The organism is Ectopseudomonas khazarica, assembly GCF_017915135.1.
Taxonomy (GTDB): Bacteria; Pseudomonadota; Gammaproteobacteria; order Pseudomonadales; family Pseudomonadaceae; genus Aquipseudomonas; species Aquipseudomonas khazarica.
The window spans coordinates 592,044-615,521 of record NZ_CP068551.1 but is presented as its reverse complement, the minus strand read 5'-3'; the positions used below and the strand labels follow the sequence as shown (position 1 = coordinate 615,521).

Below are 23,478 nucleotides of genomic sequence, written 5' to 3'. Positions count from 1 at the left end.
GGTTTGAGCCTCTAATTCGTGCAGGTGCCGGGCACCTGCGGTAAACGTTGGTCGAGCAACTGGTGCAAGGCGGAGTCCGCCGGCCAGTTGCGCAGGAAACGGGCGCGGTCGCGGGCATAGGCCCGGGCGAAGCTGCGCGCACTGCGATGTTGCCGCATGGCGTCCAGATCGATCAGCGACCAGGCGCCCTGCACCTCATCCCAGAACAGGTTGTGCCCCTTGAAGTCACCGTGACTGATGCGTTCACGCTGCATCGCCGCGAACAGTCGATCCAGCGCCAGCAGCTCGATCTCCGGGGGTGTTGCCTGCTGATATGCCTCGAAACGCGCGATTATATCCTGCCCACCACAATAGTCGGTAATCAGGTACGCACGTCCACGCAGCCAGCACCAGCGCTGCTCGATCACCGCCAGCGGCGTCGGCGTGACGATGCCCAGCAACTGCAGGCGATTGCCCTCGCGCCAGCTGTGCCAGGCACGGCTCGGACGCCAGAAGCGCTTGAACCAGTGCAGCAGGTTCTTCACGTTGTAGCGCTTGACCACCAGCGGCCTGCCATCGACATCGACGCGCGCCACCGTGGCCGCGCCCCCCGTCTTGTAGATATGCCCGCCCTCGATGCGTGCATCCAGCTCGGCCAGCAGCGGTCGCAGGGCCGGCTCGGCCTCACGGCGCAGCACGCGCAGGCCGAAGGCGCCAATCCGCGCGGTGAACAGGCTGCACTCACGCGCCGCCTTTCTCAGGTAGTCACGCAGGCGCCAGCGGCGCACCTTGGCCACCTCGGCCTGGAGCATCTCCAGCGGCAGCGCGTGTTCGCCATTGGCCAGCAGGTAATGGATCAGCAGCTCCTCGAGGCAGGGCTCCAGCTCGGCCGGCAACTGGGCGAAGAACACTCCCAGGTTCTCCAGCACACGCGCCCGCGACAGCGGCTGGCCCGGCGTCTCGGCGCACACCCCGCCGCCGTCGATCAGGTACAGGCTGCCGTCATGGCGCAACAGGTTGTCCAGATGCAGGTCGGCCTGCCACAGGCCTTGCGCATGCAGGCTGCCGACCGTCGCCAGCGCCTCCCCCAGCACCGCCTGCTGCGCATCCGTAAGCACCGGTTCGGCGGCGACGGCCTGCCAGGCCGACCACAGGCTTTGCGCCCCCGAGAGATACTCGAACAGCAACCAGCCGCCCTGCCCCTCGACGAAGCCATGCGCCAGCAGCGCCGGCGTCGGCAGCCCCTGCCCGGCCAGCAGGCGGGCGCCATCCAGCTCGCGCTGATAGTGGCGCTGCGCGCGACCACCAACCAGCAGCTTGGCCAGCACCTCGCGCCCTTGCCAGGTGGCCACGCCCACGTAACGCTGGCCCGGCAGCACCCGCAACCACTCGCTCACCTGCACGGTGGTATCGGCCATCTGCACCTGCAGCGGCAGTGCCGGCGTGCGTCCAGCCTGGCTCAGGTCCCGCAGCGACATCAGCGTGCCTCCTTGTAGCGCTTGCGCGCTTCCAGCTGATGCCACCAGGTGTCGACGCTGTCACTGTGGCCCAGGTACGCCGCCAGCAGGGTGCGGACGTTCGCCTCGCTCCAGACGCTCGCACGACGCAGCAGCGGTTCCAGGTCCTTGATCCGGTCGCGGCGGCCGAAAAGCAACGGGCGGGTCTTCTCCAGATCGATCAGTTGCGCATCGAAACCGCCCCCCTGCTCACGCAGGAAGATGTGCTTGGGGTAGAAGCAGCCATGCATCTGCCCTGCCCGGTGCAGGACGCCCGCCAGGTCGCCCGTGGCCCGTAGGATCGCATTCTGCTGCGCCGCACCCAGCGTCGGCCATTGCGCCAGCCAGCTGTCCAGATCCTGCCAGCCGTCCAGCGCACGCGTCAGCAGGATCGCGCGGCGCTCGCCGGGCATGCGCCGCTCGCCGAAGAAGGCGGCCTGCAACGCCGGAATCGCCAGCTCGGCGTAACGACGGATGTTGCGGAACTCACGGGCGAAGGTCGGCTCTCCCCATGGATGCAGGACGCTGCGCGTCAGGTGGTTGCTCTGCCGCTTGAGGTAGAACGCCCGCTCACCCAGGTCCAGCCGATAGACGCTGCTCCAGCCGCCCCGCTCGGTATTCGGTTCATCCACGGCCTCCAGCTTCAACGCCCAGAGCGCATCGAAACTGGCCAGACCATGCTGCTCGAGCAGCGCGCGATCCTGCTGCGAGACGAAATCCGTCATTCCCTACCCTCGAAAAATTTCAGCACCTGACGCAGGCGCCGCTTGTCGCGTGCGCCGAGGCGGTCACGGCCACGATACTGCAGATAGAAACGCAGGCGCTGCGTTCGCGACAGCACGCGCTTGGCCACCTTGTCGAGGCAGGCCAGGTCCTTGACGATGCGATAGCGCAACAGGGGCCCCCACCAGAAGCTGCCGGTGGGACAGTCGATGAAGAACAGCTCGGCCTTCTCGTTGACCAGCAGGTTGCGCCACTTCAGGTCATTGTGGGTGAAGTGGTGATCGTGCATCACCCGGGTACTGGCCGCCAGCTGCCGGCTGACCTCCCTGACCCAGGCGCCATCCTGCAGCCGCGAGTCACCCTGCTTGGCCATCAGCGCGAGGTCCTGGGTGTTCTCCAGCTCCCGGGTGACCAGCGCGCCGCGCACGAACGCGCCGGCGTTGCGCTCCAGGCCATGCGCGACGATCGGCGCCGTGGGAATGCCCCACTTGGCGAAGAGCTTGAGGTTCTGCCACTCCGCCTTGACCCTGGGCCGGCCGAGATAACGGCGCAGGCCCTTGCCTGCGCCCCAGTAACGCTTGACGTAGAAACGCACACCTTCACGCTCGATCCGCACGACCTCGGACAGAGGGTCCTTGGTCAGTCGCTCCCCCTCGATCGCGAACACCGCCGCCAACGAACCGAAGTCCTTGGACAGGCCCTGATAGTCCGTTGCCAGGTTCCAGCCAGCCATCAGAGGGCATCTCCATAGCGCTGCTTGCGCTCATACAGTTTCGCCGCCTTGCGCTCCAGCCAGGCGAGCAGGCGCGCTTCGTCGCGCAGCACCTGGCGCAGCGGGCGCTGGAAGTATGTGCGCAGGAAGCGCAGCTTGTCGCGGCTGGTCAGGCCGATGTCCAGAGCCGAGAAATACAGGGCAGCCAGGTCCTTGTCGCGCCAGCGGCGCGGGGTTCGCTCGCGCACCTGGGCACGATGCAGGTCGATGACCGACAGGCGCAGGTCACCCGCCTGGATCGGCCGGTCGGTGTGCAACAGGAAGTGGCAGATATAGCAGTCGCGGTGATTGACCCCGGCACGGTGCATGGTACCGGTCATCTGCGCCACTTCACGGATCAGCGCCCACTTGAGTTCGGGCCGGGGTGGCTGCTGCGCCCAGTTGAGGCTGAGCTGCTCCAGATCCACGGTCGGCGCCAGCTCCTCGGTGATGATGAACGAGTGCTGGCGCGCCGGGTTGCTGCCGCGCTCACCGTAGGCCACCGCCGTCATGGTCGCCACGCCGGCTTCGCCGAGGCGCTGGATCGCCTGCCACTCCTGAGCGGCGCCCAGTACGGGGGCCTTGGCGGTCAGCAGGTTCTTGACGATCTCGCCCCAACCGATGCCGCGATGAATCTTGACGAAATAACCGCGGCCGTCGACTTCGGTGCGCAGCGTACGGCGCCCCTCCAGCTCGCGGTAGACCTGCCCCTGCAGCGCCTCGACGGCAGCGAAGGCGTCACGGTTCGCCCACAGGCGCTTGAAGGGTTCGGCGAGAATCAGCTTCACGGGTACCTCGGGGCCAGGATCACATCCGCAGCCTTCTGCGGCATGGAATAGAGGTCGGCACTGTCGGCATAGGCCAGGCCGTTGCGCCCCCAGAACGCGCGGCGCTCGGGGTCGGCCAGCATGTCGGCCAGGGTGCGATTGAGGCGTTCCTGCTCGAAGGGGCTGGGCAGCACCCGCCCGCAATCGGCCTCGGCGATGTAGTGGGCGTAGCCACAGACATCGGTGACCAGCACCGGCAGACCGGAAACCAGCGCCTCCAGCAGCACGGTGCCGGTGTTCTCGTTGTAGGCCGGATGGATCAGCAGGTCGGCACCGAGCAGGAAGCGCGGGATGTCGCTGCGTCCCTTGAGTATCTGCACCTGGTCGGACAGGCCCAGGGCCTTCACCTGCAGCAGGAAGGGCCTGGGGTCGTCCTGGCCGATGGCGATCAGCCGGGTGCGCTTGCGCAGCTCCCGCGGCAGCGCGGCCAGCGCCTTGAGGCTGCGGTCCAGGCCCTTGGTCTTGAACCCCGAACCGATCTGCACCAGCAGCAGGTCGTCGTCGCCCAGCTGAAACTCGCGGCGGAAGTCCGCACGCATCTCGGCGGCGTTCGCCGGCGCCCGGCGATCCTGGGCAATACCGGGTGGCAGCAGGTGGAAACGCTGCAGCGGAGTCTTGTAGTGCTTGATGAACAGGGGCTGCTGCACCTCCGAGATCATCAGAATCTCGGTCTTCGACTCCGGCGCGAATACCGCGCGTTCGTAGTCGGCGAAGTGCTTGTAGCGCCCCCAGCGCCGGTAGATCGGATTGCGCAGGGTCTGCGCCTTGTCCTCGAAGCAACCATCGGCGGCGTAGTAGACGTCCAGCCCCGGCATCTTGTTGAAACCGATCACCCGGTCGACCGGATCACGCGCCAGGTCGGCCTGCAACCAGGCGCTGAACTTCTCGTTGCGACGGTGATTGAACAGTGCCCGCACCGGCGCCACGCGCACGTCGAAGCCTGCGGGAGTGTCGCCTTCCCAGATCGGGGTGTAGACACGAATGGCGTGGCCGCGCGCCTGGCACTCCAGGGCGATGCGCATGAAGTCACGCTGAAGCCCGCCGAACGGGAAATACTTGTAGAGAACGAAGGCCAGCTGCATAGCCGCTCCTTAAAGGGTGCCAGGAGGCGCCAGCAGCAGTGCCTCCAGTTCCAGGCCGACACGCTCGGCGCCCAGGCCGTCGAAGCAGGGCTTGTCGCGATCACCGCTGCCCGCGCCCGGGCCACTGGCACACAGATGAATCTGGCCACGGCCATAGGCGCCGACCTTGCCCGGCAAGGTCGGCCCGTAAAGGGAAATGTTGGGCACATCCAGCGCCGCCGCCAGGTGGCCCAGCCCGGTGTCGACGGACACGCAGGCACTGGCCCCGGCGATCACCTTGGCCACTCCGGCCAGGTTCAGCTTCGGCAGCACGGCCGCATGCGCGAGCCCGGCGGCGATGCGCTCGGCACGCGCCTTCTCGGCCTCGCTGCCCCAGGGCAGGCGCACCGCCCAGCCCAGTTCGTCCATGCGTTCGGCCAGCGCGCGCCAGTCGGCCTCAGGCCAATGCTTGCTGGCCCAGGTGGTACCGTGGAGAAACACCAGATAGGGCGGCGCCGCAGCGTCCATCAGTGCCGCTCGGTCGAGGCCGTAGTCAGCGCTGCCCGATGGCAGTGCATAACCCAGCGCCTTGGCGAACAGCTGGCGCACTCGTTCCAGGGCATGCTGCTCCTTGGCTACCGCGTAGCGACGATCGTAGAAGCGGCTGGCCAACGGCTCCCGCGCCGAATCACGATCCAGCCCGGCCACGGGGGCCTGCACATAGCGTGTCAGCCAGGCGCTCTTGAGCAGCCCTTGGGCGTCGATCACCAGGTCGTAGCGGGTCTCGCGCAGGCGCTGCTTGAAGCGTGTCCACTCGCCACTGCGCCAGGTGCGCAACGGGTGCTTGCGCCAGCGGCGGATGGCCACCGGAATCACCTGGGCCACGGCCGGATGCCAGGCAGGAATCTCGGCGAAGCCTTCTTCCACGACCCAGTCGAAGCGGATACCGGGGATGGCGCGAGCCGCATCGGTCAGCGCCGGCAGGGTGTGTACCACGTCGCCCAGCGACGACGTCTTGATGATCAGTACCCGCAAGATCAGTCGCCCTCGACCAGGGTCAGGGTTTCACCGACCAATCGATCCAGCGCCTCGATCACCGGGCGCGGCTTGAGTTCGCGCAGGCAGTTGTAGTGCCCGTAACGGCAGGTACGTTCGAAGCAGGGGCTGCATTCCAGGCCCAGGCGGACGATCTCGACACGATCGGCCAGGGGCGGGGTGAAGCCTGGCGAGGTGGAACCGTAGACGGCCACCAGCGGGCGATTCAGTGCCGCGGCCACATGCATCAACCCGGAGTCGTTGGACACCACGGCGGTGGCGGCGGACATCAGGTCGATGGCCTCGGCCAGGCTGGTCTGCCCGGAGAGGTTGCTGACTTCCTCGCGCAGCCCGGGGATCAGGCGCATGCGGATGTCTTCGCCACCGGCATGGTCGTTCTTCGAACCGAACAGCCAGACCTGCCAGCCCTGGCGGATCTTGACCTCGGCGACCTTGGCGTAGTGCTCCGCCGGCCAGCGCTTGGCCTCGCCGAACTCGGCGCCAGGGCACAGCGCCAGCACCGGACGATCCAGCTGCAGACCGAACTTGGCCAGCGCCTCGCCACGGCTGGCCTCGTCGATCACCAGGCGTGGCGGCGGATAGGGCTGCGGCAGCTCGGCGCCGGGCTCGAAGGCCAGCGCCATGAAGCGCTCGATCATCAGCGGATAGCGCGCCTTGTCCAGCGTGCGGATATCGTTGAGCAGGCCATAGCGCATCTCGCCCTTCCAGCCCGTGCGTTTGGCGATGCCGGCGAACCAGGGCACCAGGGCGGACTTCAGCGAATTGGGCAGCAGAATGGCCTGGTCGTACTGACCGGCCAGCGACTTGCCGATGCGTCGACGCGCGCCCAGATCGAGCACGCCATGGCCCAGCGGCAGGCTCAGCGCCGCACGCACCTCGGGCATGCGCTCGAGTATGGGCCGGCTCCAGTCCGGCGCCAGCACGTCGATCTCGCATGCGGGATGACGCTGCTTCAGGCACTGGAACAGCGTCTGCGCCATCACCATGTCGCCCACCCAACTGGGCCCAACGATCAGTATCTTCATATCCTTTCCAGAAACGACCGGGGAGGCTCAGCGCCTCCCCGTCATAGCCCAGATGACCGGCTTACTTGACCCGCGTACGCCACTCGGCGTGCGCACTGGTCTTGCCGGTTACCAGGTCGAAATAGGCTTTCTGCAGTTTTTCGGTAACCGGGCCACGACGGCCGATACCGATCTGACGGCCATCCACTTCGCGGATCGGCGTGACTTCGGCGGCGGTGCCAGTGAAGAAGGCCTCGTCGCAGATGTACACCTCGTCACGGGTGATGCGCTTCTCGACCACCTTGATACCCAGCTCGTCGGCCAGGGTGAGGATGGTGTTGCGGGTGATGCCGTTGAGGCAGGAGGTCACCTCCGGGGTGTACACCACACCATCCTTGACCAGGAAGATGTTCTCGCCCGAACCCTCGGCCACGTAGCCTTCCGGGTCCAGCAGCATGGCCTCGTCGGCGCCGCCGGAAATCGCTTCCTGCAGGGCCAGCATCGAGTTGATGTAGTTGCCGTTGGCCTTGGCGCGGGTCATGGAGATGTTGACGTGGTGACGGGTGTAGGAGCTGGTGCGCACCTTGATACCGGTCTGCAGGGCTTCTTCGCCCATGTAGGCGCCCCAGTGCCAGGCGGCGACGATCACGTGCACCTTCAGGCCGGCGGCACGCAGGCCCATGCCTTCGCTGCCGAAGAACACCATCGGGCGCAGGTAGGCGCTTTCCAGGCCATTCTCACGCACGGCGGCGCGCTGCGCCTCGTTGATCTCTTCCTTGGAGAAGGGGATCTGCATGTTGAAGATGTGCGCGGAGTCGAACAGGCGATCGGTGTGCGCCTGCAGGCGGAAGATCGAGGTGCCGTCCGGCGTGTTGTAGGCGCGCACGCCCTCGAACACACCCATGCCGTAGTGCAGGGTATGGGTCAGCACATGGGTAGTCGCTTCGCGCCACGGTACCAGTTCACCGTCGTACCAGATCACGCCATCACGGTCGGACATCGACATCTTGCCTGCTCCTCAATTCGCTTCGCGGTTCGATCATTCGTACGGCCCTGCGGCCATCAACCCAGTTCCAGCTGACGCCACAGCCGCATCACGGCGTGGCGCTCATCCTGGAACTGATCGCCCGGCACCACCCCGGGCTGCTTCTGCAGCGCCTGGCGGTGAGCGGCCGAGCGGTAAACCTTGTAGACCTCGCGGAGCAACCCGGCATCTTCCGCCGACATCAGACCGACCCTCTCGAGCCCCTCGAGGATGCGGATGTTGTCGGTGAATTCAAGCAGTTGCGGGTGTTGCCACGACCAGGCCAGAGCCGCGTATTGCACCATAAATTCGATATCGACGATACCACCGGCATCCTGCTTCAGATCGAAGGAGCTCGCCGCATCGAAGGCGTTTTCCCCGGTGCCGGCCGCCGTGGCGCGGGTACCGAGGTTGTCGCGCATCTTCGCGCGCATCTCGCTGACTTCGCCGCGCAGCGCGACCACGTCACGCTGGCGCCCGAGCACCTCGGCGCGCACGCGGGCGAACTCGCCCGCCAGGCGCGGGCAGCCCACCAGCACCCGCGCACGGACCAGCGCCTGGTGCTCCCAGGTCCAGGCTTCGTTTTCCTGGTAACGCTGGAAGGCCCCCAGCGAACTGACCAGCAGCCCGGCCGCGCCGGATGGACGCAGGCGCATGTCCACGTCGTACAGCGCGCCGGACGTGGTCTGGGTCGTCAGCAGGTGGATGATGCGCTGCCCCAGCCGGGTGAAGAACTGCGCCCCGTCGATAGGCTTGGCGCCGTCGGTCTCGGCCTGCGGGTCGCCATCATGGATGAACACCAGGTCCAGGTCCGAGCCATGACCGAACTCCAGGCCGCCGACCTTGCCGTAGCCGACGATGATGAAATCCGGATCGCAAGGCGTACCATCGGCACGCGACGGGCGGCCGTGGCGCTGCACCGTGTGCTGCCAGGCCAGCGCCAGCACCTGATCGAGAATCGCCTCGGCCAGCCAGGTCAGGTAGTCCGACACCTTCATCAGCGGCAGCGTACCGGCGATCTCCGACGCCGCCACGCGCAGGCTGTGCGCCAGCTTGAAGTGGCGCAGCGCTTCCATCTGCTGTTCGAGGTCCTCCTCGGGAATACGGATCAGCCGCTCGCGCAGCTCGGCGGCGAGCTCCGGCGCCAGCGGCGGCGAGTACAGCCGCCCCTCGTTGAGCAGTTCGTCGAGCAGCAGCGGGAAGCGCGCGATCTGCTCGGCAATCCACGGGCTGGCCGCACACAGGGTGATCAGGCGCTCCAGCGCGCCGGGGTTCTCGCTGAGCAACACCAGGTAGGCGGAACGCCGCGCCACCTTTTCCACCAGCGGCAGCACGCGCTCCAGCACCAGGTCGGGGCTGTCGTGCTCGATGGTCTGGGCCAGCAGGCGCGGAATGAAGGCATCCAGCCGCTCACGCCCGAGGCGCTGCATGGCCCGCACCTGCGGGCCATTGCGCAGGTCGACCAGGCGCCGGAAGGCCGCTCCGGCCTCGCCGAACCCGGCCTCCTGCAACTGCTGCACGGCGCCCTCCTCATCCAGCGCGCCTTCCCAGAGCGGCAGCCATTCAGCGCCGACACAGGCCTCGCTGCCCTGCGCTTCATCCTCGTCGGGATCGGCGATCACCTGCTGGAAGTGCCATTCGATGCGCCCACGCCAGCGCATCAGGCGCTCGTGGAAACTCGCCCAGTCGGCGAAGCCCATGATCGCCGCCACGCGCGCCTGGTCGAGCGGGTCCGCCGGGAGCATCTGCGTCTGCCGGTCACCGATGCCCTGCAGGGCATGCTCGGCGTAGCGCAGGAACTCGTAGCCCTCCTTCATTTCAGCGACCACCGCTGGCGGCAGGTAGCCCTGCCCTTCCAGCGTGGCCAGCACCTTGAGCAGCGGCCGCTGCTGCAGGCTGAGATCGCGCCCGCCATGGATCAGCTGGAAGGCCTGGGCGATGAACTCGATCTCGCGGATACCGCCGGCGCCGAGCTTGATGTTCTCGCTCATGCCCTTGCGCCGCACCTCCTGCTGGATCAGCTGCTTCATCGAGCGCAGTGCCTCGATGGCGGAGAAGTCCAGGTAGCGGCGGTAGACGAAGGGCCGCAGCATCTCCAGCAGCTCGGCGCCCGCCTGCTGGTCACCGCCGACCACGCGCGCCTTGATCATCGCGTAGCGCTCCCAGTCGCGTCCCTGATCCTGGTAGTACTGCTCCAGGGCATTGAAGCTGAACACCAGCGCACCGGAGGAACCATAGGGGCGCAGGCGCATGTCGGTACGGAAGACGAAGCCGTCGACGGTGATCGCGTCCAGCGCCTTGATCAGCTTCTGCCCCAGGCGGATGAAGAACTCCTGGTTGTCCAGCGGGCGCTTCACGCCCTCGGTCTCGCCGCCCTCCGGGTAGCCGAAGATCAGGTCGATGTCCGAGGACAGATTGAGCTCGTGCGCGCCGAGCTTGCCCATGCCGAGAATGACCATGTGCTGCGCCTGGCCGCTGCGCCGGCCGGTCGGGGTGCCGAACTGCTCGCAATGGCGCGGATAGAGCCAGTGGTAGGCCAGGTCGATGCAGGCGTCGGCCAGGTCGGAGAGGTCGCGGCAGGTTTCGCCGAGCGCCGCCTGACGGCTGAAGTCACGCCAGATGATGCGCAACTGCTGGCGGCTGCGGAAGCGCCGCAGGCAACGTCCCAGCGCCTCCTCATCGGCACAGTCGGCCAACAGCGCCTGCAGCTGCTGACGCAGCTCGCCCGGCGCCAGGCTGCGCTCCAGCTCCCCCGACTCGGCAAGCGCGCTGAACATCTGTGGATCACGCTGCGCCTGCTCTGCGACGAAATCACTCAGGGCCGCGACCTGTCGCCAGGCATCATGCCGCGCCTGCGGCCAGGCGGCGAAGCGCGCAGACAGCCCCTCATGCTCGGCCAGCGCGGCCTGCAGCGACTGCTCGGCGCGTTCGGACAGAGCGATCAGGGAAGGGGGCAACTCGACCAGCAACGGCAGGCTCATGGTCTATCCTTTTGGCGGACTGCCGGACGCACGGTGCAAACGCCCGGAACCCCGCTCCTGCGGGGCACGCGCGGCCGGCAGCGCCGCGAATTGTAGTTTTACTACTAAAGAATTGTATCCAGAGGGCTGAATCCGCCGTCGAAATGTAGTAAAACTACAAGCGGCCGGTCCTACCCCCGGTAAATCCAAGAATTTCAACTTGCCCGCCCAAAAAGCCGGCGAGACCCAACTGGCCTCCGATTCTGGAAGCCTTTCCGCCCTGGAGCAAGCCATGCAAGACCTCGATCCGATCGAAACCCAGGAATGGCTGGACGCCCTTGAATCCGTCCTCGACCGTGAGGGTGAAGACCGAGCCCATTACCTGATGACCCGTCTGGGCGAGCTGGCCACCCGTAGCGGTGCGCAACTGCCCTACGCGATCACCACGCCGTACCGCAACTCCATTCCGGTTACCCATGAAGCTCGCATGCCCGGCGACCTGTTCATGGAACGCCGCATCCGCTCGCTGGTGCGCTGGAACGCCCTGGCCATGGTGATGCGCACCAACCTGGACGACCCGGATCTGGGCGGCCACATCTCCAGCTTCGCCTCCTCGGCGACGCTCTATGACATCGGTTTCAACTACTTCTTCCAGGCCCCGACCGACGAGCACGGCGGCGACCTGGTGTTCTATCAGGGCCACGCCAGCCCTGGCGTCTACGCCCGCGCCTTCATGGAAGGCCGCATCGACGAAGACCAGATGAAGAACTTCCGTCGCGAAGTCGACGGCAAGGGCCTGTCCTCCTATCCGCACCCCTGGCTGATGCCGGACTTCTGGCAGTTCCCGACCGTATCCATGGGTCTGGGCCCGATCCAGGCGATCTACCAGGCGCGTTTCATGAAGTACCTGGAAGCGCGCGGTTTCATCCCGGCCGGCAAGCAGAAGGTCTGGTGCTTCATGGGCGACGGCGAGTGCGACGAGCCGGAATCCCTCGGTGCCATCTCCCTGGCGGGCCGCGAGAAGCTGGACAACCTGATCTTCGTCATCAACTGCAACCTGCAGCGCCTCGACGGCCCGGTTCGCGGCAACGGCAAGATCATTCAGGAACTCGAAGGCGTGTTCCGTGGCGCCCAGTGGAACGTCAACAAGGTGGTCTGGGGCCGCTTCTGGGACCCGCTGTTCGCCAAGGACAAGGACGGTGCCCTGCAGCGCCGCATGGACGAAGTGGTCGATGGTGAATACCAGAACTACAAGGCCAAAGACGGCGCCTACGTACGCCAGCACTTCTTCAACAGCCCCGAGCTGCAGGAGATGGTCAAGGACCTCTCCGACGACGAGATCTGGAAGCTCAACCGTGGCGGCCACGACCCGTACAAGGTCTACGCGGCCTATCATCAGGCGGTCAACCACAGCGGCCAGCCTACCGTGATCCTGGCCAAGACCATCAAGGGCTACGGTACCGGCGCCGGTGAAGCGAAGAACACCGCGCACAACACCAAGAAGGTCGATGTCGACAGCCTGCGCCAGTTCCGCGATCGCTTCGACATTCCGGTCAAGGACGAAGAGCTGGAGAACCTGCCGTTCGTTCGTCCGGAGCCGGGCAGCCCCGAGTACAAGTACCTGCACGAGCGCCGCAACGCGCTGGGCGGCTTCGTACCGCAGCGTCGCCAGCAGAGCTTCAGCATCCCCACCCCGCCGCTGGATACCCTCAAGGCCATCCTCGACGGTTCGGGCGATCGTGAAATCTCCACCACCATGGCCTTCGTGCGCATCCTCGCGCAGCTGGTCAAGGACAAGGAACTCGGCCAGCGCATCGTCCCGATCATTCCGGACGAGGCCCGTACCTTCGGTATGGAAGGCATGTTCCGCCAGCTCGGCATCTACTCCTCGGTCGGTCAGCTCTACGAGCCGGTCGATAAAGACCAGGTGATGTTCTACAAAGAGGACAAGAAAGGTCAGATCCTCGAGGAAGGCATCAACGAAGCCGGCGCCATGAGTTCCTTCATCGCCGCAGGCACCTCGTACTCCTGCCACAACCAGCCGATGCTGCCGTTCTACATCTTCTACTCGATGTTCGGCTTCCAGCGTATCGGCGACCTGGCCTGGGCCGCTGGCGACAGCCGCACCCGTGGCTTCCTGATCGGCGGCACCGCCGGTCGTACCACCCTCAACGGCGAGGGTCTGCAGCACGAAGACGGTCACAGCCACATGCTGGCGGCGACCATTCCCAACTGCCGCACCTACGACCCGACCTACGGCTACGAGCTCGCCGTGATCATCCGCGAAGGCATTCGCCAGATGACCGAAGAGCAGCAGGACGTCTTCTACTACATCACCGTGATGAACGAGTCCTACCAGCAGCCGTCCATGCCGGAAGGTGTCGAGCAAGGCATCATCAAGGGCATGTACCTGCTCGAGGAAGACAAGAAGGAAGCCGCGCACCACGTGCAGCTGCTGGGTTCCGGCACCATCCTGCGCGAAGTCCGCGAGGCGGCGAAGATCCTCCGCGACGAGTTCAACATCGGCGCCGATGTGTGGAGCGTCACCAGCTTCAACGAACTGCGTCGCGACGGCCTGGCCGTGGAGCGCAGCAACCGCCTGCACCCGGGCCAGAAGCCCAAGAAGACCTACCTCGAAGAGTGCCTGAACGGTCGCAAGGGGCCGGTCATCGCCTCCACCGACTACATGAAGCTGTTCGCCGAGCAGGTTCGTCAGTGGGTCCCGAGCAAGGAATACAAGGTCCTGGGCACCGACGGCTTCGGCCGCAGCGACAGCCGCAAGCAGCTGCGCCACTTCTTCGAAGTGGACCGCAACTGGGTCGTGCTGGCCGCCCTGGAAGCCCTGGTAGACCGTGGCGAGATCGAAGCCAAGGTGCTGGCAGATGCCATCGCCAAGTTCGGCATCGACGCCGATAAAGCCAACCCCCTGGACTGCTAAGGAGCGTAGCGATGAGTGAGTTGATTCGCGTACCCGACCTCGGCGGTGAAGGCGAGGTCATTGAACTGCTGGTGAAGGTCGGCGACCGTATCGAAGCCGACCAGAGCGTACTGACCCTGGAGTCCGACAAGGCCTCCATGGAAGTGCCCTCGCCCAAGGCCGGCGTGATCAAGGAACTGAAGGTCAAGATCGGTGATCGCCTGAAGGAAGGCGACGAGCTGCTGGTGCTGGAAGTCGAGGGTGCCGCGCAAGCGGCGCCTGCGCCGAAAGCCGCGGCGGCACCGGCCGAAGCCCCGAAAGCGGCCGCTCCGGCTGCTGCCCCGGCGGCTGCGACCAGCAGCAGCGTGCAGGACGTGCACGTGCCGGACATCGGTTCCGACGCCAAGGGCAAGGTCATCGAGATCATGGTCAAGGTCGGCGACCGCATCGAAGCCGACCAGAGCCTGCTGACCCTGGAGTCCGACAAGGCCTCCATGGAAATCCCCGCGCCGGCCGCCGGCGTGGTGGAAGCACTGCTGGTCAAGCTGGATGACGAGATCGGCACCGGCGACCTGATCCTCAAGCTCAAGGTCGAAGGCGCCGCCCCGGCTGCCGCAGCGGCCCAGCCGGCTGCCGCGAAAGCCGAAGCCGCTCCCGCTGCTGCTCCGGCAGCGGCCGCCGCGCCGACCGGCAGCAGCGTGCAGGACGTGCACGTGCCGGACATCGGTTCCAGCGCCAAGGGCAAGGTCATCGAGATCATGGTCAAGGCCGGCGACAGCATCGAAGCCGACCAGAGCCTGCTGACCCTGGAGTCCGACAAGGCCTCCATGGAAATCCCCGCGCCGGCTGCCGGTGTGGTGGAAGCAGTGCTGGTCAAGCTGGATGACGAGATCGGCACCGGCGACCTGATCCTCAAGCTCAAGGTGGCCGGCTCTGCCCCGGCCGCTGCGCCGGCGCAAGCCAGCCAGGAAGTGCACCGCGTGCCGGAAGGCGCCGCCCCGGAAGTGGCCGCCGAAGTGCGCGCCATTGCCTCGCTGTCGGCGGCGGCTGCCGAAGTCGCCAACGCACCCAAGCGCGACGGTGCCAAGGTGCATGCCGGCCCGGCCGTGCGTCAGCTGGCCCGTGATTTCGGCGTCGAACTGGCGGACATCGCCGGCACCGGCCCGAAAGGCCGCATCCTCAAGGAAGACGTGCAGGTTCACGTCAAGGCGATGATGCAGAAGGCCAAGGCCGCACCGCAGGCTGCTGCAGCCGCTGCCACCGGCGGTGCCGGCATTCCGCCGATCCCGACCGTGGACTTCAGCAAGTTCGGCGAGATCGAAGAAGTGCCGATGACCCGCCTGATGCAGGTCGGCGCCGCCAACCTGCACCGCAGCTGGCTCAACGTGCCGCACGTCACTCAGTTCGAGTCCGCCGACATCACCGACCTGGAAGCCTTCCGCGTCGCGCAGAAGGCTGTGGCCGAGAAGGCCGGCGTCAAGCTGACCGTGCTGCCGCTGCTGCTCAAGTCGTGCGCGCACCTGCTCAAGGAGCTGCCGGACTTCAACAGTTCGCTGGCCCCGAGCGGCAAGGCGATCATCCGCAAGAAGTACGTGAACATCGGCTTCGCCGTGGACACCCCGGATGGCCTGCTGGTACCGGTGATCAAGAACGTCGACCAGAAGAGCCTGCTGCAGCTGGCTGGCGAAGCCGCCGAACTGGCTGACAAGGCCCGCAAGAAGAAGCTCTCTGCCGATGACATGCAGGGCGCCTGCTTCACCATCTCCAGCCTCGGTCACATTGGCGGCACCGGCTTCACGCCGATCGTCAACGCGCCGGAGGTGGCGATCCTCGGTGTGAGCAAGGCCAGCATGCAACCGGTCTGGGATGGCAAGGCCTTCCAGCCGCGCCTGATGCTGCCGCTGTCGCTGTCCTACGATCACCGCGTGATCAATGGCGCCGCTGCCGCCCGCTTCACCCTGCGCCTGTCGCAGCTGCTGGCGGACATCCGCACCATCCTGCTGTAAATCGTTTCGAGCACGCCACGCTCGCATCCTCAACCCCGTCTGTTCAGGCGGGGTTTTTTTTGTCACCTACCACCCCTGGCAGGGACCCTTCGGGCCGTTGCAAGCAACGTCAAAAACTTCTCCCGGAAGTTTTTTGTCACCTGCCCTGGAGCTGATCCTTCCTCCCGTTCTCAGCCCTTCTGCACGTTGCGAATCAGAAAGCTCAGTGCCTTGGCCAGCTCGCCCGCGCCCTGGTGATCGCGCACGATCGTCAGCAACGGGCTGCCGTCAGCCGGGTTGAACAGCACGCAACGGATACCGCTGGTCGGGCATTCATAGCGGATGAACGGATCGACACCGAACACCGCGAGCCGCTGATTGTGCACGGCGATGGCGCTGCCCTCCGCCCCACGACGCTCCTCGCGCAGGATCAGTTCACCGGTATCGGCGACGCTGAAGCGATAGAGCAGGTCCTCCGGCTGAGCCTGCCCGACCTGGTAGCCGGCGCGCAGGGCGTAGGTTTCAAGCAGTGCGTTACTGTGCGCCAGCAGCGCCTGGCGTTCGTTGCCGGTGAGGTAGAGACGCTTGAGTCCGTCTAGATAGACGACCTGCTCATCGCCTTGCAGCGCCTTGCTCTGGTCGGCGCTGGAAACAGCGGGCAAGGCGGCGGAAAGCGCCCCGCCCAGCACGATGGCCATCAGTTTTCTTGTCAGTCTCGCTTGCATGATGCACCCTTGCCGAACGCTATAGTGAAGTAGGCCTGAGCCCTAGCCTCCGTCCATGTCACCGCGCCCTGCGGCGGTGGTGACTCTGTACCGAGAACGGATGCCTCGCCTGGTCAGCATACTGGAAGCCCAACGCCCAATGAAAAGCCATCCCGATGCCGGCCCCCGTTCGGCAGCCGAGGTTGTGACGCAGTTGCCAGTGCCATCACGGCTCGGCATGTTGCGTTTCGAGCGCTTGAACGAGCCAAGCTGGGCACTGCTGTTTCTCGACCCGGCCTGCGAACGCAAGCTGGGCATCAGCGCCGCCGATCTGTGTGCGCTGATCGACGCCCCCTACGCCAGCCTGATGGAGCCCGAGGCACGCTATCGCCTGCACGACAGCATCCAGCAACAGTTGCTGCAGGGACAGCACTACCTGGTGCGCTACACCCTGCACACGCCACAGGGCGCACTGAACCTGCTGGAGATGGGCGAGCCCTTCAGGCAGCACAACCGTCAGCTGCTGCGTGGCTACCTGCTGATCGCCGATGAAAGCCTCGCCGCCCATACCCCCGACGAGAGCGAGCTGCTGGCGCAGAACCAGAACCTGCGCAACGCCTTGCAGCAGTATCAGCGCACTCAGCGCGACCACCTGCAGCACCTGGCCCGCTCGCATACCCAGCAGCAGCTGATCGTGCGCCTGTCGCGCCAGCGCTATGTCTCCAGCGATCCGCAGCAGGAGGCGGCCGAGCTCATCACCCAGGCTGCCTGCGAGGTTTACGGCGTCGCCCGTGCGGGCATCTGGCACCTGAACAGCCAGAGCCTCGACTGCATCTCGCTGTACCGCCGCGACCTGGATCGCCACGAACAACTGCCGCCGATCGATGCGCGCAGCTTCCCCCACTACCTGGAAGCGCTGCACAGCGGCCGCGCCATCGATGCCCACGACGCGCAACACGACCTGCGCACCCGCGAACTGAAGCCGACCTACCTGGAGCCGCTGGGGATCAGTTCCATGCTCGATGCCAGCATCCGCATCGAAGGCGAGGTGGTGGGCATCCTCTGCCTCGAGCACATCGGCGCCAAGCGCATCTGGCAGGCCGACGAGATCGCCTTCGCCGGGGAGCTGGCCGACCAGTTCGCCCAGGTCCTGATCAATCAGGAGAAGCGCTCCGCCACCAACGCGCTGCACCTGTTCCAGCGCGCCGTGGAGCAGAGCGCCAGCGCCTTCCTGCTGGTCGACCGCGACGGCCGCGTGGAGTACGTCAACCCGAGCTTCACCGCCATCACCCTGTACAGCAGCGACGAAGTCTGCGGCCACCGCCTGTCCGAGCTGCCGGCGCTGTCCAACCTCAGCGACCTGCTGTTCGACGCCGATTCCAGCCTGGCCGAGCACAGCAGCTGGCAAGGCGAGTTCCGCAGCCGGCGCAAGAGCCAGGAGCCTTACTGGGGCCATCTGTCGATCTCCAAGGTCTACGGCGACGATGGCGAGCTGACCCACTACATCGGCATCTACGAAGACATCACCGACGCCAAGCTGGCGCAGCAACGTATCGAGCGCCTGGCCTACACCGACAACCTGACCAACCTCGGCAACCGGCCCGCCTTCATCCGCAGCCTGGAAGAGCGTTTCGCGCGCCATGCCCGGCGCCCCATGGGGCTGCTGCTGGTGGACATCGACAACTTCAAGCGCATCAACGACAGCCTCGGCCACCAGACCGGCGACAAGCTGCTCTCGGCCCTGGCCCGGCGCCTGCGCAACAGCCTTGGCACCCAGGGCACGCTGGCGCGCTTCGCCAGCAACGAGTTCGCCATCCTCCTCGATGGCAGCGATCAGGACGGCGGTATGCGCATCGCCCAGCAGGTCCTGCAGACGCTGGACAAGCCGCTGTTCGTCGACAACCAGTTGATCAGCATCACCGGCTCCGTCGGCCTGGCCATCGCCCCGGAGCACGGCGACGACCCACAGACCCTGATGAAGCACGCCGGCCTGGCCCTGCACAAGGCCAAGGCCAACGGCAAGCACCAGGTGCAGCTGTTCACCGAAGCCCTGAACGCCGAGGCCAACTACAAGCTGTTCGTCGAGAACAACCTGCGCCGCGCCCTGACCCAGAACGAACTGGAAGTCTTCTACCAGCCCAAGCTCTGCCTGAAGAGCGGGCAACTGCTCGGCATGGAAGCGCTGCTGCGCTGGCAGCACCCGGAAAAGGGCATGATCCGCCCGGACCAGTTCATCAGCGTGGCCGAGGAAACCGGCCTGATCATCCCCATCGGCAAGTGGGTGGTGCGCCAGGCCTGCCGCATGAGCAAGCAGATCGCCGCCATCGGCCTGGGGCAGCTGCAGGTGGCGATCAACCTGTCGCCCAAGCAGTTCTCCGACCCCGACCTGGTCGGTTCCGTCGCCGCCATCCTCAACGAGGAACAGCTCGACCCTCGGCTGCTGGAGCTGGAGCTGACCGAGAGCCTGCTGCTGGAAGCCACCGAAGACACCCGCCACCAGCTCGGCCGCCTGAAGAGCCTGGGCCTGACCCTGGCGATGGATGACTTCGGTACGGGCTACTCCTCGCTGAGCTACCTGAAGAAATTCCCCATCGACGTGATCAAGATCGATCGCAGCTTCATCAAGGACATTCCCGACAACCAGGACGACATGGAGATCACCTCGGCGGTGATCGCCATGGCCCACAACCTCAAGCTCAAGGTGGTCGCCGAGGGCATCGAGACCGGCGCCCAGCTCGGCTTCCTGCGGCGCCAGCAATGCGATGTCGGCCAGGGCTACCTGTTCGACAAACCGATCTCGGGCCGTGAGCTGATCGACAGCCTGCGCCGCTACCCCTGCCGCCCACAGGCCGACCAGCGGCTGTAATACGCGGCGTCACACCAAGTCAAAGACCTGCCCACCTTCAGGAGACCGCCATGGTTCTGCGTTCCCAGATACTCGTCCACAAGCTGGCCCTGCCGAGCGCCGAACAGGCTCTGCCGGGGCGCAACGAGCCGCTGCCGGTGGCCGATGTCCATCACCTCAACGGCCACCCGATCAAGCCGCCCTTCCCTGCCGGGTTGCAGCAGGCCGTATTCGGCCTGGGTTGCTTCTGGGGGGCCGAGCGACGCTTCTGGCAGCAGCCAGGCGTGTACAGCACGGCGGTGGGCTATGCCGGCGGCCTGACCCCCAACCCGACCTACGAGGAAGTCTGCTCGGGCCTGACCGGGCACACCGAAGTGGTGCTGGTGGTGTTCGATCCGCAGCAGACCAGCTTCGAGGCCCTGCTCAAGGTGTTCTGGGAAGCGCACAACCCGACCCAGGGCATGCGCCAGGGCAACGACCAGGGCACCCAGTACCGCTCGGCGATCTACTGCCACGACGCCGCGCAACTGAACGCGGCCCTGGCCAGCCAGGCGCGCTTCCAGGCCGAGCTGGACAAGGCGGGCCTGGGCACCATCACCACCGAGATCGGCAATGCGCCGACCTTCTACTACGCCGAGACCTATCATCAGCAGTACCTGGCGAAGAACCCCAACGGCTATTGCGGCCTCGGCGGAACAGGCGTATGTCTACCCCCTGAATCCTGAAACCGGTAGACCCTCGTGGAAGTCAGCAGCCTCGCCAGCCAGGTATCCACCCAGGCATCTGCGCAGATCTCCGCGCAGATGTCGCTTCTGCTGCTGCGCAAGACGCTGGACCTGCAGGCCGCCAACATCGCCGGCCTGGTGCAGTCGGCCGCGCCGGCCAGCGCGCCGAGCAATCCGCCCCACCTCGGCAACAGCATCGACGTGATGGCCTGATGACCGCCCGCGCCTGTCGGACTACACTGCCGGCAAATAGCCATCTTTCTGCGTACACGGCATGTCCGCCAGCCCTGCCTACATTTCTCCCGAGCAGTTGTGCATCGGCCTCTACGTTCAGCTGGAGCTGAGCTGGTGGGAGCACGACTTCGCCTTCAGCAACTTCAAGATCAAGGATGAAGCGCAGATTCGCGCCCTGCGCGCGCTGAACCTCGAACGGTTGCGCTACGACCCGGCACGCAGCGACTGCGCGCCGCTGGAGCCGGCCGACAGCCCCAGCGAAGCCGCAGTCGAGGCACCACCTGTCGACCCGCAGCATCAGGCCCGCCAGGAGCGTGCGCAGAAACTGCGTCACCTGCGCAGCCGCCTGGCGGAGGTCGACCGGCGCTTCAGCGAAGCCAGCCAACGCATCAAGACCCTCAACCAGACCCTACGCAGCCGTCCCGAGGACGCCGTGCAGCAGGCCGGCGCCATCGTCAGCGAAATGGTCGAGACACTCCTTGGCGCGCCCGGCGTGGTGCTGCACGGCATCACCGGCAAGGCCGCCGAAGACAGCTACTTTCATGCCCTCAACGTCACCGTGCTGGCGCTGTTGCTCGGGCGCCAGCTGGGTCTCGACAGCGAGGCCTGCCACAGCCTGGGCCTGGGGGCGCTGCTGCACGACATCGGCAAGCTGGAGGTACCGAGCAAGGTGCTGCTCAAGCCGGAGCCGCTGACCCGCCCGGAACAGCAGCTGCTGCAAATGCATACCGATTTCGGCCTGCGCATGGGGCAGAAGCTCATGCTCGACGACGAGGTGCTGCGCATCATCCACGAGCACCATGAGCACTGTGACGGCTCGGGCTATCCGCGCGGCTTGCGCGAGGCGGGCATCGGTCGCCTCAGTCGCCTGGTGGCCATCACCAATCACTTCGACGGCCTGTGCAACCCGCTCGACCCGCGCCAGGCCCTGAGCCCGCACGAGGCGCTGGTACAGATGTTCAAGCAGCAGCGCGAGCACTTCGACGAGGTGGCGCTGAAGGCCTTCGTCCGCGTCATGGGCATCTATCCGCCTGGCAGCCTGGTGCAGCTGGAAGACGAGCGCTACGCGTTGGTGCTGGGCATGAACCCGACCCAAGCACTGAGGCCGACGCTGATCCTCTACGACGCCAGCGTGGCCAAGCACGAAGCGCTGATCGTCGACCTGGCCGAAGACAGCGACCTGGCCATCGCGCGCAGCCTGCGCCCGTCACAGCTGCCGCTGGAAGTGCTGGAGTACCTCAGCCCGCGGCGCAACCTGAGCTATCACATCGAACCGAACCACGAGCGCGGTTGAGCCCTGGCAGCTCGGATGCACTCCGGGGCTCGGCGGCCACGGGTCCCGGACTGCATCCGGGCTACGCGTTCATGGCTTGCCGCTTGCCGCTTCTTCTACCAACCAGTCCAGACGCCAGCCGCCCTGGCTCTGCCCGAGCGCATCGGCCAACCAGGGCAGCAGTTGCTTGAGCTCGTCTTCCAGGCCCCATGGCGGATTGCTGATCACCAGCCCGGAGCCGCTCAGGCGACTGGCATCGTCCGGGGCATGGACGTACAGCTCGGCACGCAGCAGCTTGGGCGCATTGCTCTTGCTCAGGCCGGCGTAGAAGCGCGCAAGCTGGCGCTCATCCTTGATCGGGTACCAGATCGCCACGATGGCCTGGCGCATGCGCCCATGCGCCTCGTTGAGCGCCTCGACGCAGCGCTGCAGTTCGTCCGCCTGCTCGAACGGCGGGTCGATCAGCAGCAACACGCGCTTCTCGCGGGTGGGCATCAGGGCGCGGGGCACGTGCCAGCCCTCACCCAGGTGCACGGCCACGCGGCGGTCGCCACGCATGTTGTCCTTGAGCAGACGACCATCCTCGGGGTGCTTCTCGTTGAGCTGCAGGCGATCCTGCTCGCGGCTGAGCAGCCGCGCGAGCTCCGGCGAGCCGGGGTAGTAGCGCAGCGCGCCATCGGGGTTCATCGCCCGCACCACGTCCAGGTAGGCTTCGACCGCATCCGGCAACTGCTCGGCCTGCCACAGACGGCCGATGCCCTCCAGGTACTCGCCGGTGCGACTGGCCTGATCGCCTTGCAGGTCGTACAGGCCGATCCCGGCATGGCTGTCGAGGTAGGCGAAAGGCGCCTCCTTCTTCGACAGCAGGGCGATCAGGCGGGTCAGCAGCAGGTGCTTGAGCACATCGGCATGGTTGCCGGCATGGAAGGCGTGGCGGTAGTTCATGAGGGTCTCCGAAACAGCCGTCGAGTTTACTCGTTGAGCGGACTTTGCGCGCGCATCAGCTCCAGCAACAGGGACAACGGCGGGTGCTCGCCGGCATCGCGGCGCCGTGCCAGCAGCGTGGTGGTCGCCCCCAGCTGCGGGGCGATGGCCTGATACTGCACCAGGTGCACACGTGGATGGCGCTCGAGCAGGCTGCGCGGCAGCAGGCCGATGCCCATGCCCGCCGCGATACCGGCGAAGATCGCATCGATCGAACCATAGCTCTGCCGCGCCGCCACCTGCAGGTCGCTGGCGAGCGCCCAGCGCTCCAGGCGCTCGCGGTAGTGACAGCCTTCGGGAAAGCCGAGCAGCGTTTGCGGGCGCGCGCCCAGGCTGGCGGCGTCCTGGGCGGGTGGCAGGACCAGCATCAGCTCCTCCTGCCAGATCGGCAGGCAATCGAGCTGCGGATGCTCGAACGGCCCACCGATCAGGCCGGCATCCAGCTCCCCGGCCAGCACCTCCTCGACCAGGCGCCGGCTCGGCCCGGTGCTCAGTTGCAGGTTGACCCGTGGCGCACGCTGGTGGAACGCCGCGAGCAGCTCGGGCAGACGCACGGCAGCGGTGGTCTCCATGGAGCCCAGGCGCAAGTCACCACTCCACACATCCTCCTGCACGCTGCGCCAGGCCAGCTGGCAGAGCTGCTCGAGGTGTTCGGCATGCGGTCGTAGGCGCTCGCCCGCCTGGCTCAGGCGCAGCCGCTGGCCCTGACGGCGGAACAGGCGCGTGTCGAGCTGCTGCTCCAGCTGGCGCAGGCGCGCCGAGACGTTCGACGGCACGCAATTGAGCCGCACACCGGCGGCACTGAGGGAGCCCTCACGCGCGACGGCGAGGAAATAGCGCAGCAGTTGCGGGTTGAGGCGTTGCCAGGCATCCATGATCTTTCACCAAAAGTGAAAACTAAGCGCAGTATTTTTCACTAACAGTCCATAC

The 23,478-nt window shown here is 66.2% G+C and carries 18 protein-coding genes; 6 read left to right on the top strand and 12 right to left on the bottom strand.

Annotated features, from left to right (window positions below):
• Positions 1–11: 11 nt before the first annotated feature.
• The 9 genes from JLK41_RS02820 to glnE form a co-directional block, all read right to left on the bottom strand.
• A complete protein-coding gene (locus JLK41_RS02820) occupies positions 12–1,457 on the bottom strand; it encodes a lipopolysaccharide kinase InaA family protein (protein WP_210390299.1) in 1,446 nt (481 codons plus the stop codon).
• Entirely contained in the window at positions 1,457–2,200 is a 744-nt protein-coding gene (locus JLK41_RS02815) for a lipopolysaccharide kinase InaA family protein (protein ID WP_150607840.1), read from the bottom strand. Before JLK41_RS02815 ends, JLK41_RS02820 begins: the two co-directional genes overlap by 1 nt.
• On the bottom strand, positions 2,197–2,931 hold the full coding sequence (locus JLK41_RS02810; RefSeq protein WP_150607838.1) for a lipopolysaccharide kinase InaA family protein: 735 nt from the start codon (positions 2,929–2,931) through the stop codon (positions 2,197–2,199). Before JLK41_RS02810 ends, JLK41_RS02815 begins: the two co-directional genes overlap by 4 nt.
• Positions 2,931–3,737: a lipopolysaccharide core heptose(I) kinase RfaP gene (gene rfaP, locus JLK41_RS02805; protein WP_210390298.1), complete on the bottom strand. Its 807-nt coding sequence runs from the start codon at positions 3,735–3,737 to the stop codon at positions 2,931–2,933. Before rfaP ends, JLK41_RS02810 begins: the two co-directional genes overlap by 1 nt.
• Positions 3,734–4,858: a glycosyltransferase family 4 protein gene (locus JLK41_RS02800; RefSeq protein ID WP_210390297.1), complete on the bottom strand. Its 1,125-nt coding sequence runs from the start codon at positions 4,856–4,858 to the stop codon at positions 3,734–3,736. The genes rfaP and JLK41_RS02800 overlap by 4 nt, the downstream gene beginning before the upstream one ends.
• A gap of 9 nt (positions 4,859–4,867) precedes the next feature.
• Positions 4,868–5,872, bottom strand: a complete 1,005-nt coding sequence (waaC, locus tag JLK41_RS02795) for a lipopolysaccharide heptosyltransferase I (RefSeq protein ID WP_210390296.1) — start codon at positions 5,870–5,872, stop codon at positions 4,868–4,870.
• Between the two features lie 2 nt (positions 5,873–5,874).
• Positions 5,875–6,918, bottom strand: a complete 1,044-nt coding sequence (gene waaF, locus JLK41_RS02790) for a lipopolysaccharide heptosyltransferase II (protein ID WP_210390295.1) — start codon at positions 6,916–6,918, stop codon at positions 5,875–5,877.
• A 61-nt stretch (positions 6,919–6,979) separates the two neighbouring features.
• Positions 6,980–7,903 carry a branched-chain amino acid transaminase gene (locus JLK41_RS02785; protein ID WP_037054925.1) on the bottom strand — a complete coding sequence of 308 codons (924 nt, stop codon included), beginning with the start codon at positions 7,901–7,903 and terminating at the stop codon, positions 6,980–6,982.
• Positions 7,904–7,959: 56 nt separating this feature from the next.
• Positions 7,960–10,902 (bottom strand): bifunctional [glutamate--ammonia ligase]-adenylyl-L-tyrosine phosphorylase/[glutamate--ammonia-ligase] adenylyltransferase, encoded by a 2,943-nt coding sequence (gene glnE, locus JLK41_RS02780; protein WP_210390294.1) that lies wholly within the window; start codon positions 10,900–10,902, stop codon positions 7,960–7,962.
• A gap of 271 nt (positions 10,903–11,173) precedes the next feature.
• On the opposite strand from glnE, the gene aceE reads away from it, so the two are divergent.
• On the top strand, positions 11,174–13,819 hold the full coding sequence (aceE, locus tag JLK41_RS02775) for a pyruvate dehydrogenase (acetyl-transferring), homodimeric type (RefSeq protein ID WP_047592756.1): 2,646 nt from the start codon (positions 11,174–11,176) through the stop codon (positions 13,817–13,819).
• Between the two features lie 11 nt (positions 13,820–13,830).
• Positions 13,831–15,804, top strand: coding sequence for a dihydrolipoyllysine-residue acetyltransferase (gene aceF / locus JLK41_RS02770; RefSeq protein WP_210390293.1), 1,974 nt, complete (start codon positions 13,831–13,833; stop codon positions 15,802–15,804).
• A gap of 170 nt (positions 15,805–15,974) precedes the next feature.
• Here the strand turns inward: aceF and JLK41_RS02765 are convergent, their stop codons facing one another.
• Entirely contained in the window at positions 15,975–16,481 is a 507-nt protein-coding gene (locus JLK41_RS02765) for a hypothetical protein (RefSeq protein WP_037049782.1), read from the bottom strand.
• A 166-nt stretch (positions 16,482–16,647) separates the two neighbouring features.
• Here JLK41_RS02765 and JLK41_RS02760 point away from each other — a divergent pair, with 166 nt between their 5' ends.
• The 4 genes from JLK41_RS02760 to JLK41_RS02745 all read left to right on the top strand — a co-directional run bounded on the left by JLK41_RS02760 (position 16,648) and on the right by JLK41_RS02745 (position 21,585).
• Positions 16,648–19,353, top strand: a complete 2,706-nt coding sequence (locus tag JLK41_RS02760; protein WP_047587893.1) for a sensor domain-containing protein — start codon at positions 16,648–16,650, stop codon at positions 19,351–19,353.
• 50 nt (positions 19,354–19,403) lie between these two features.
• Positions 19,404–20,057, top strand: coding sequence for a peptide-methionine (S)-S-oxide reductase MsrA (msrA, locus tag JLK41_RS02755; RefSeq protein ID WP_037049787.1), 654 nt, complete (start codon positions 19,404–19,406; stop codon positions 20,055–20,057).
• A 15-nt stretch (positions 20,058–20,072) separates the two neighbouring features.
• Positions 20,073–20,270 carry a putative motility protein gene (locus JLK41_RS02750; RefSeq protein ID WP_134676063.1) on the top strand — a complete coding sequence of 66 codons (198 nt, stop codon included), beginning with the start codon at positions 20,073–20,075 and terminating at the stop codon, positions 20,268–20,270.
• 61 nt (positions 20,271–20,331) lie between these two features.
• Positions 20,332–21,585 (top strand): HD-GYP domain-containing protein, encoded by a 1,254-nt coding sequence (locus JLK41_RS02745; RefSeq protein WP_047587891.1) that lies wholly within the window; start codon positions 20,332–20,334, stop codon positions 21,583–21,585.
• 69 nt (positions 21,586–21,654) lie between these two features.
• On the opposite strand, the gene JLK41_RS02740 is transcribed toward JLK41_RS02745, so the two are convergent.
• On the bottom strand, positions 21,655–22,509 hold the full coding sequence (locus JLK41_RS02740) for a 23S rRNA (adenine(2030)-N(6))-methyltransferase RlmJ (RefSeq protein WP_210390292.1): 855 nt from the start codon (positions 22,507–22,509) through the stop codon (positions 21,655–21,657).
• 26 nt (positions 22,510–22,535) lie between these two features.
• A complete protein-coding gene (locus JLK41_RS02735; RefSeq protein ID WP_179553297.1) occupies positions 22,536–23,423 on the bottom strand; it encodes a LysR substrate-binding domain-containing protein in 888 nt (295 codons plus the stop codon).
• Positions 23,424–23,478 lie beyond the last annotated feature (55 nt).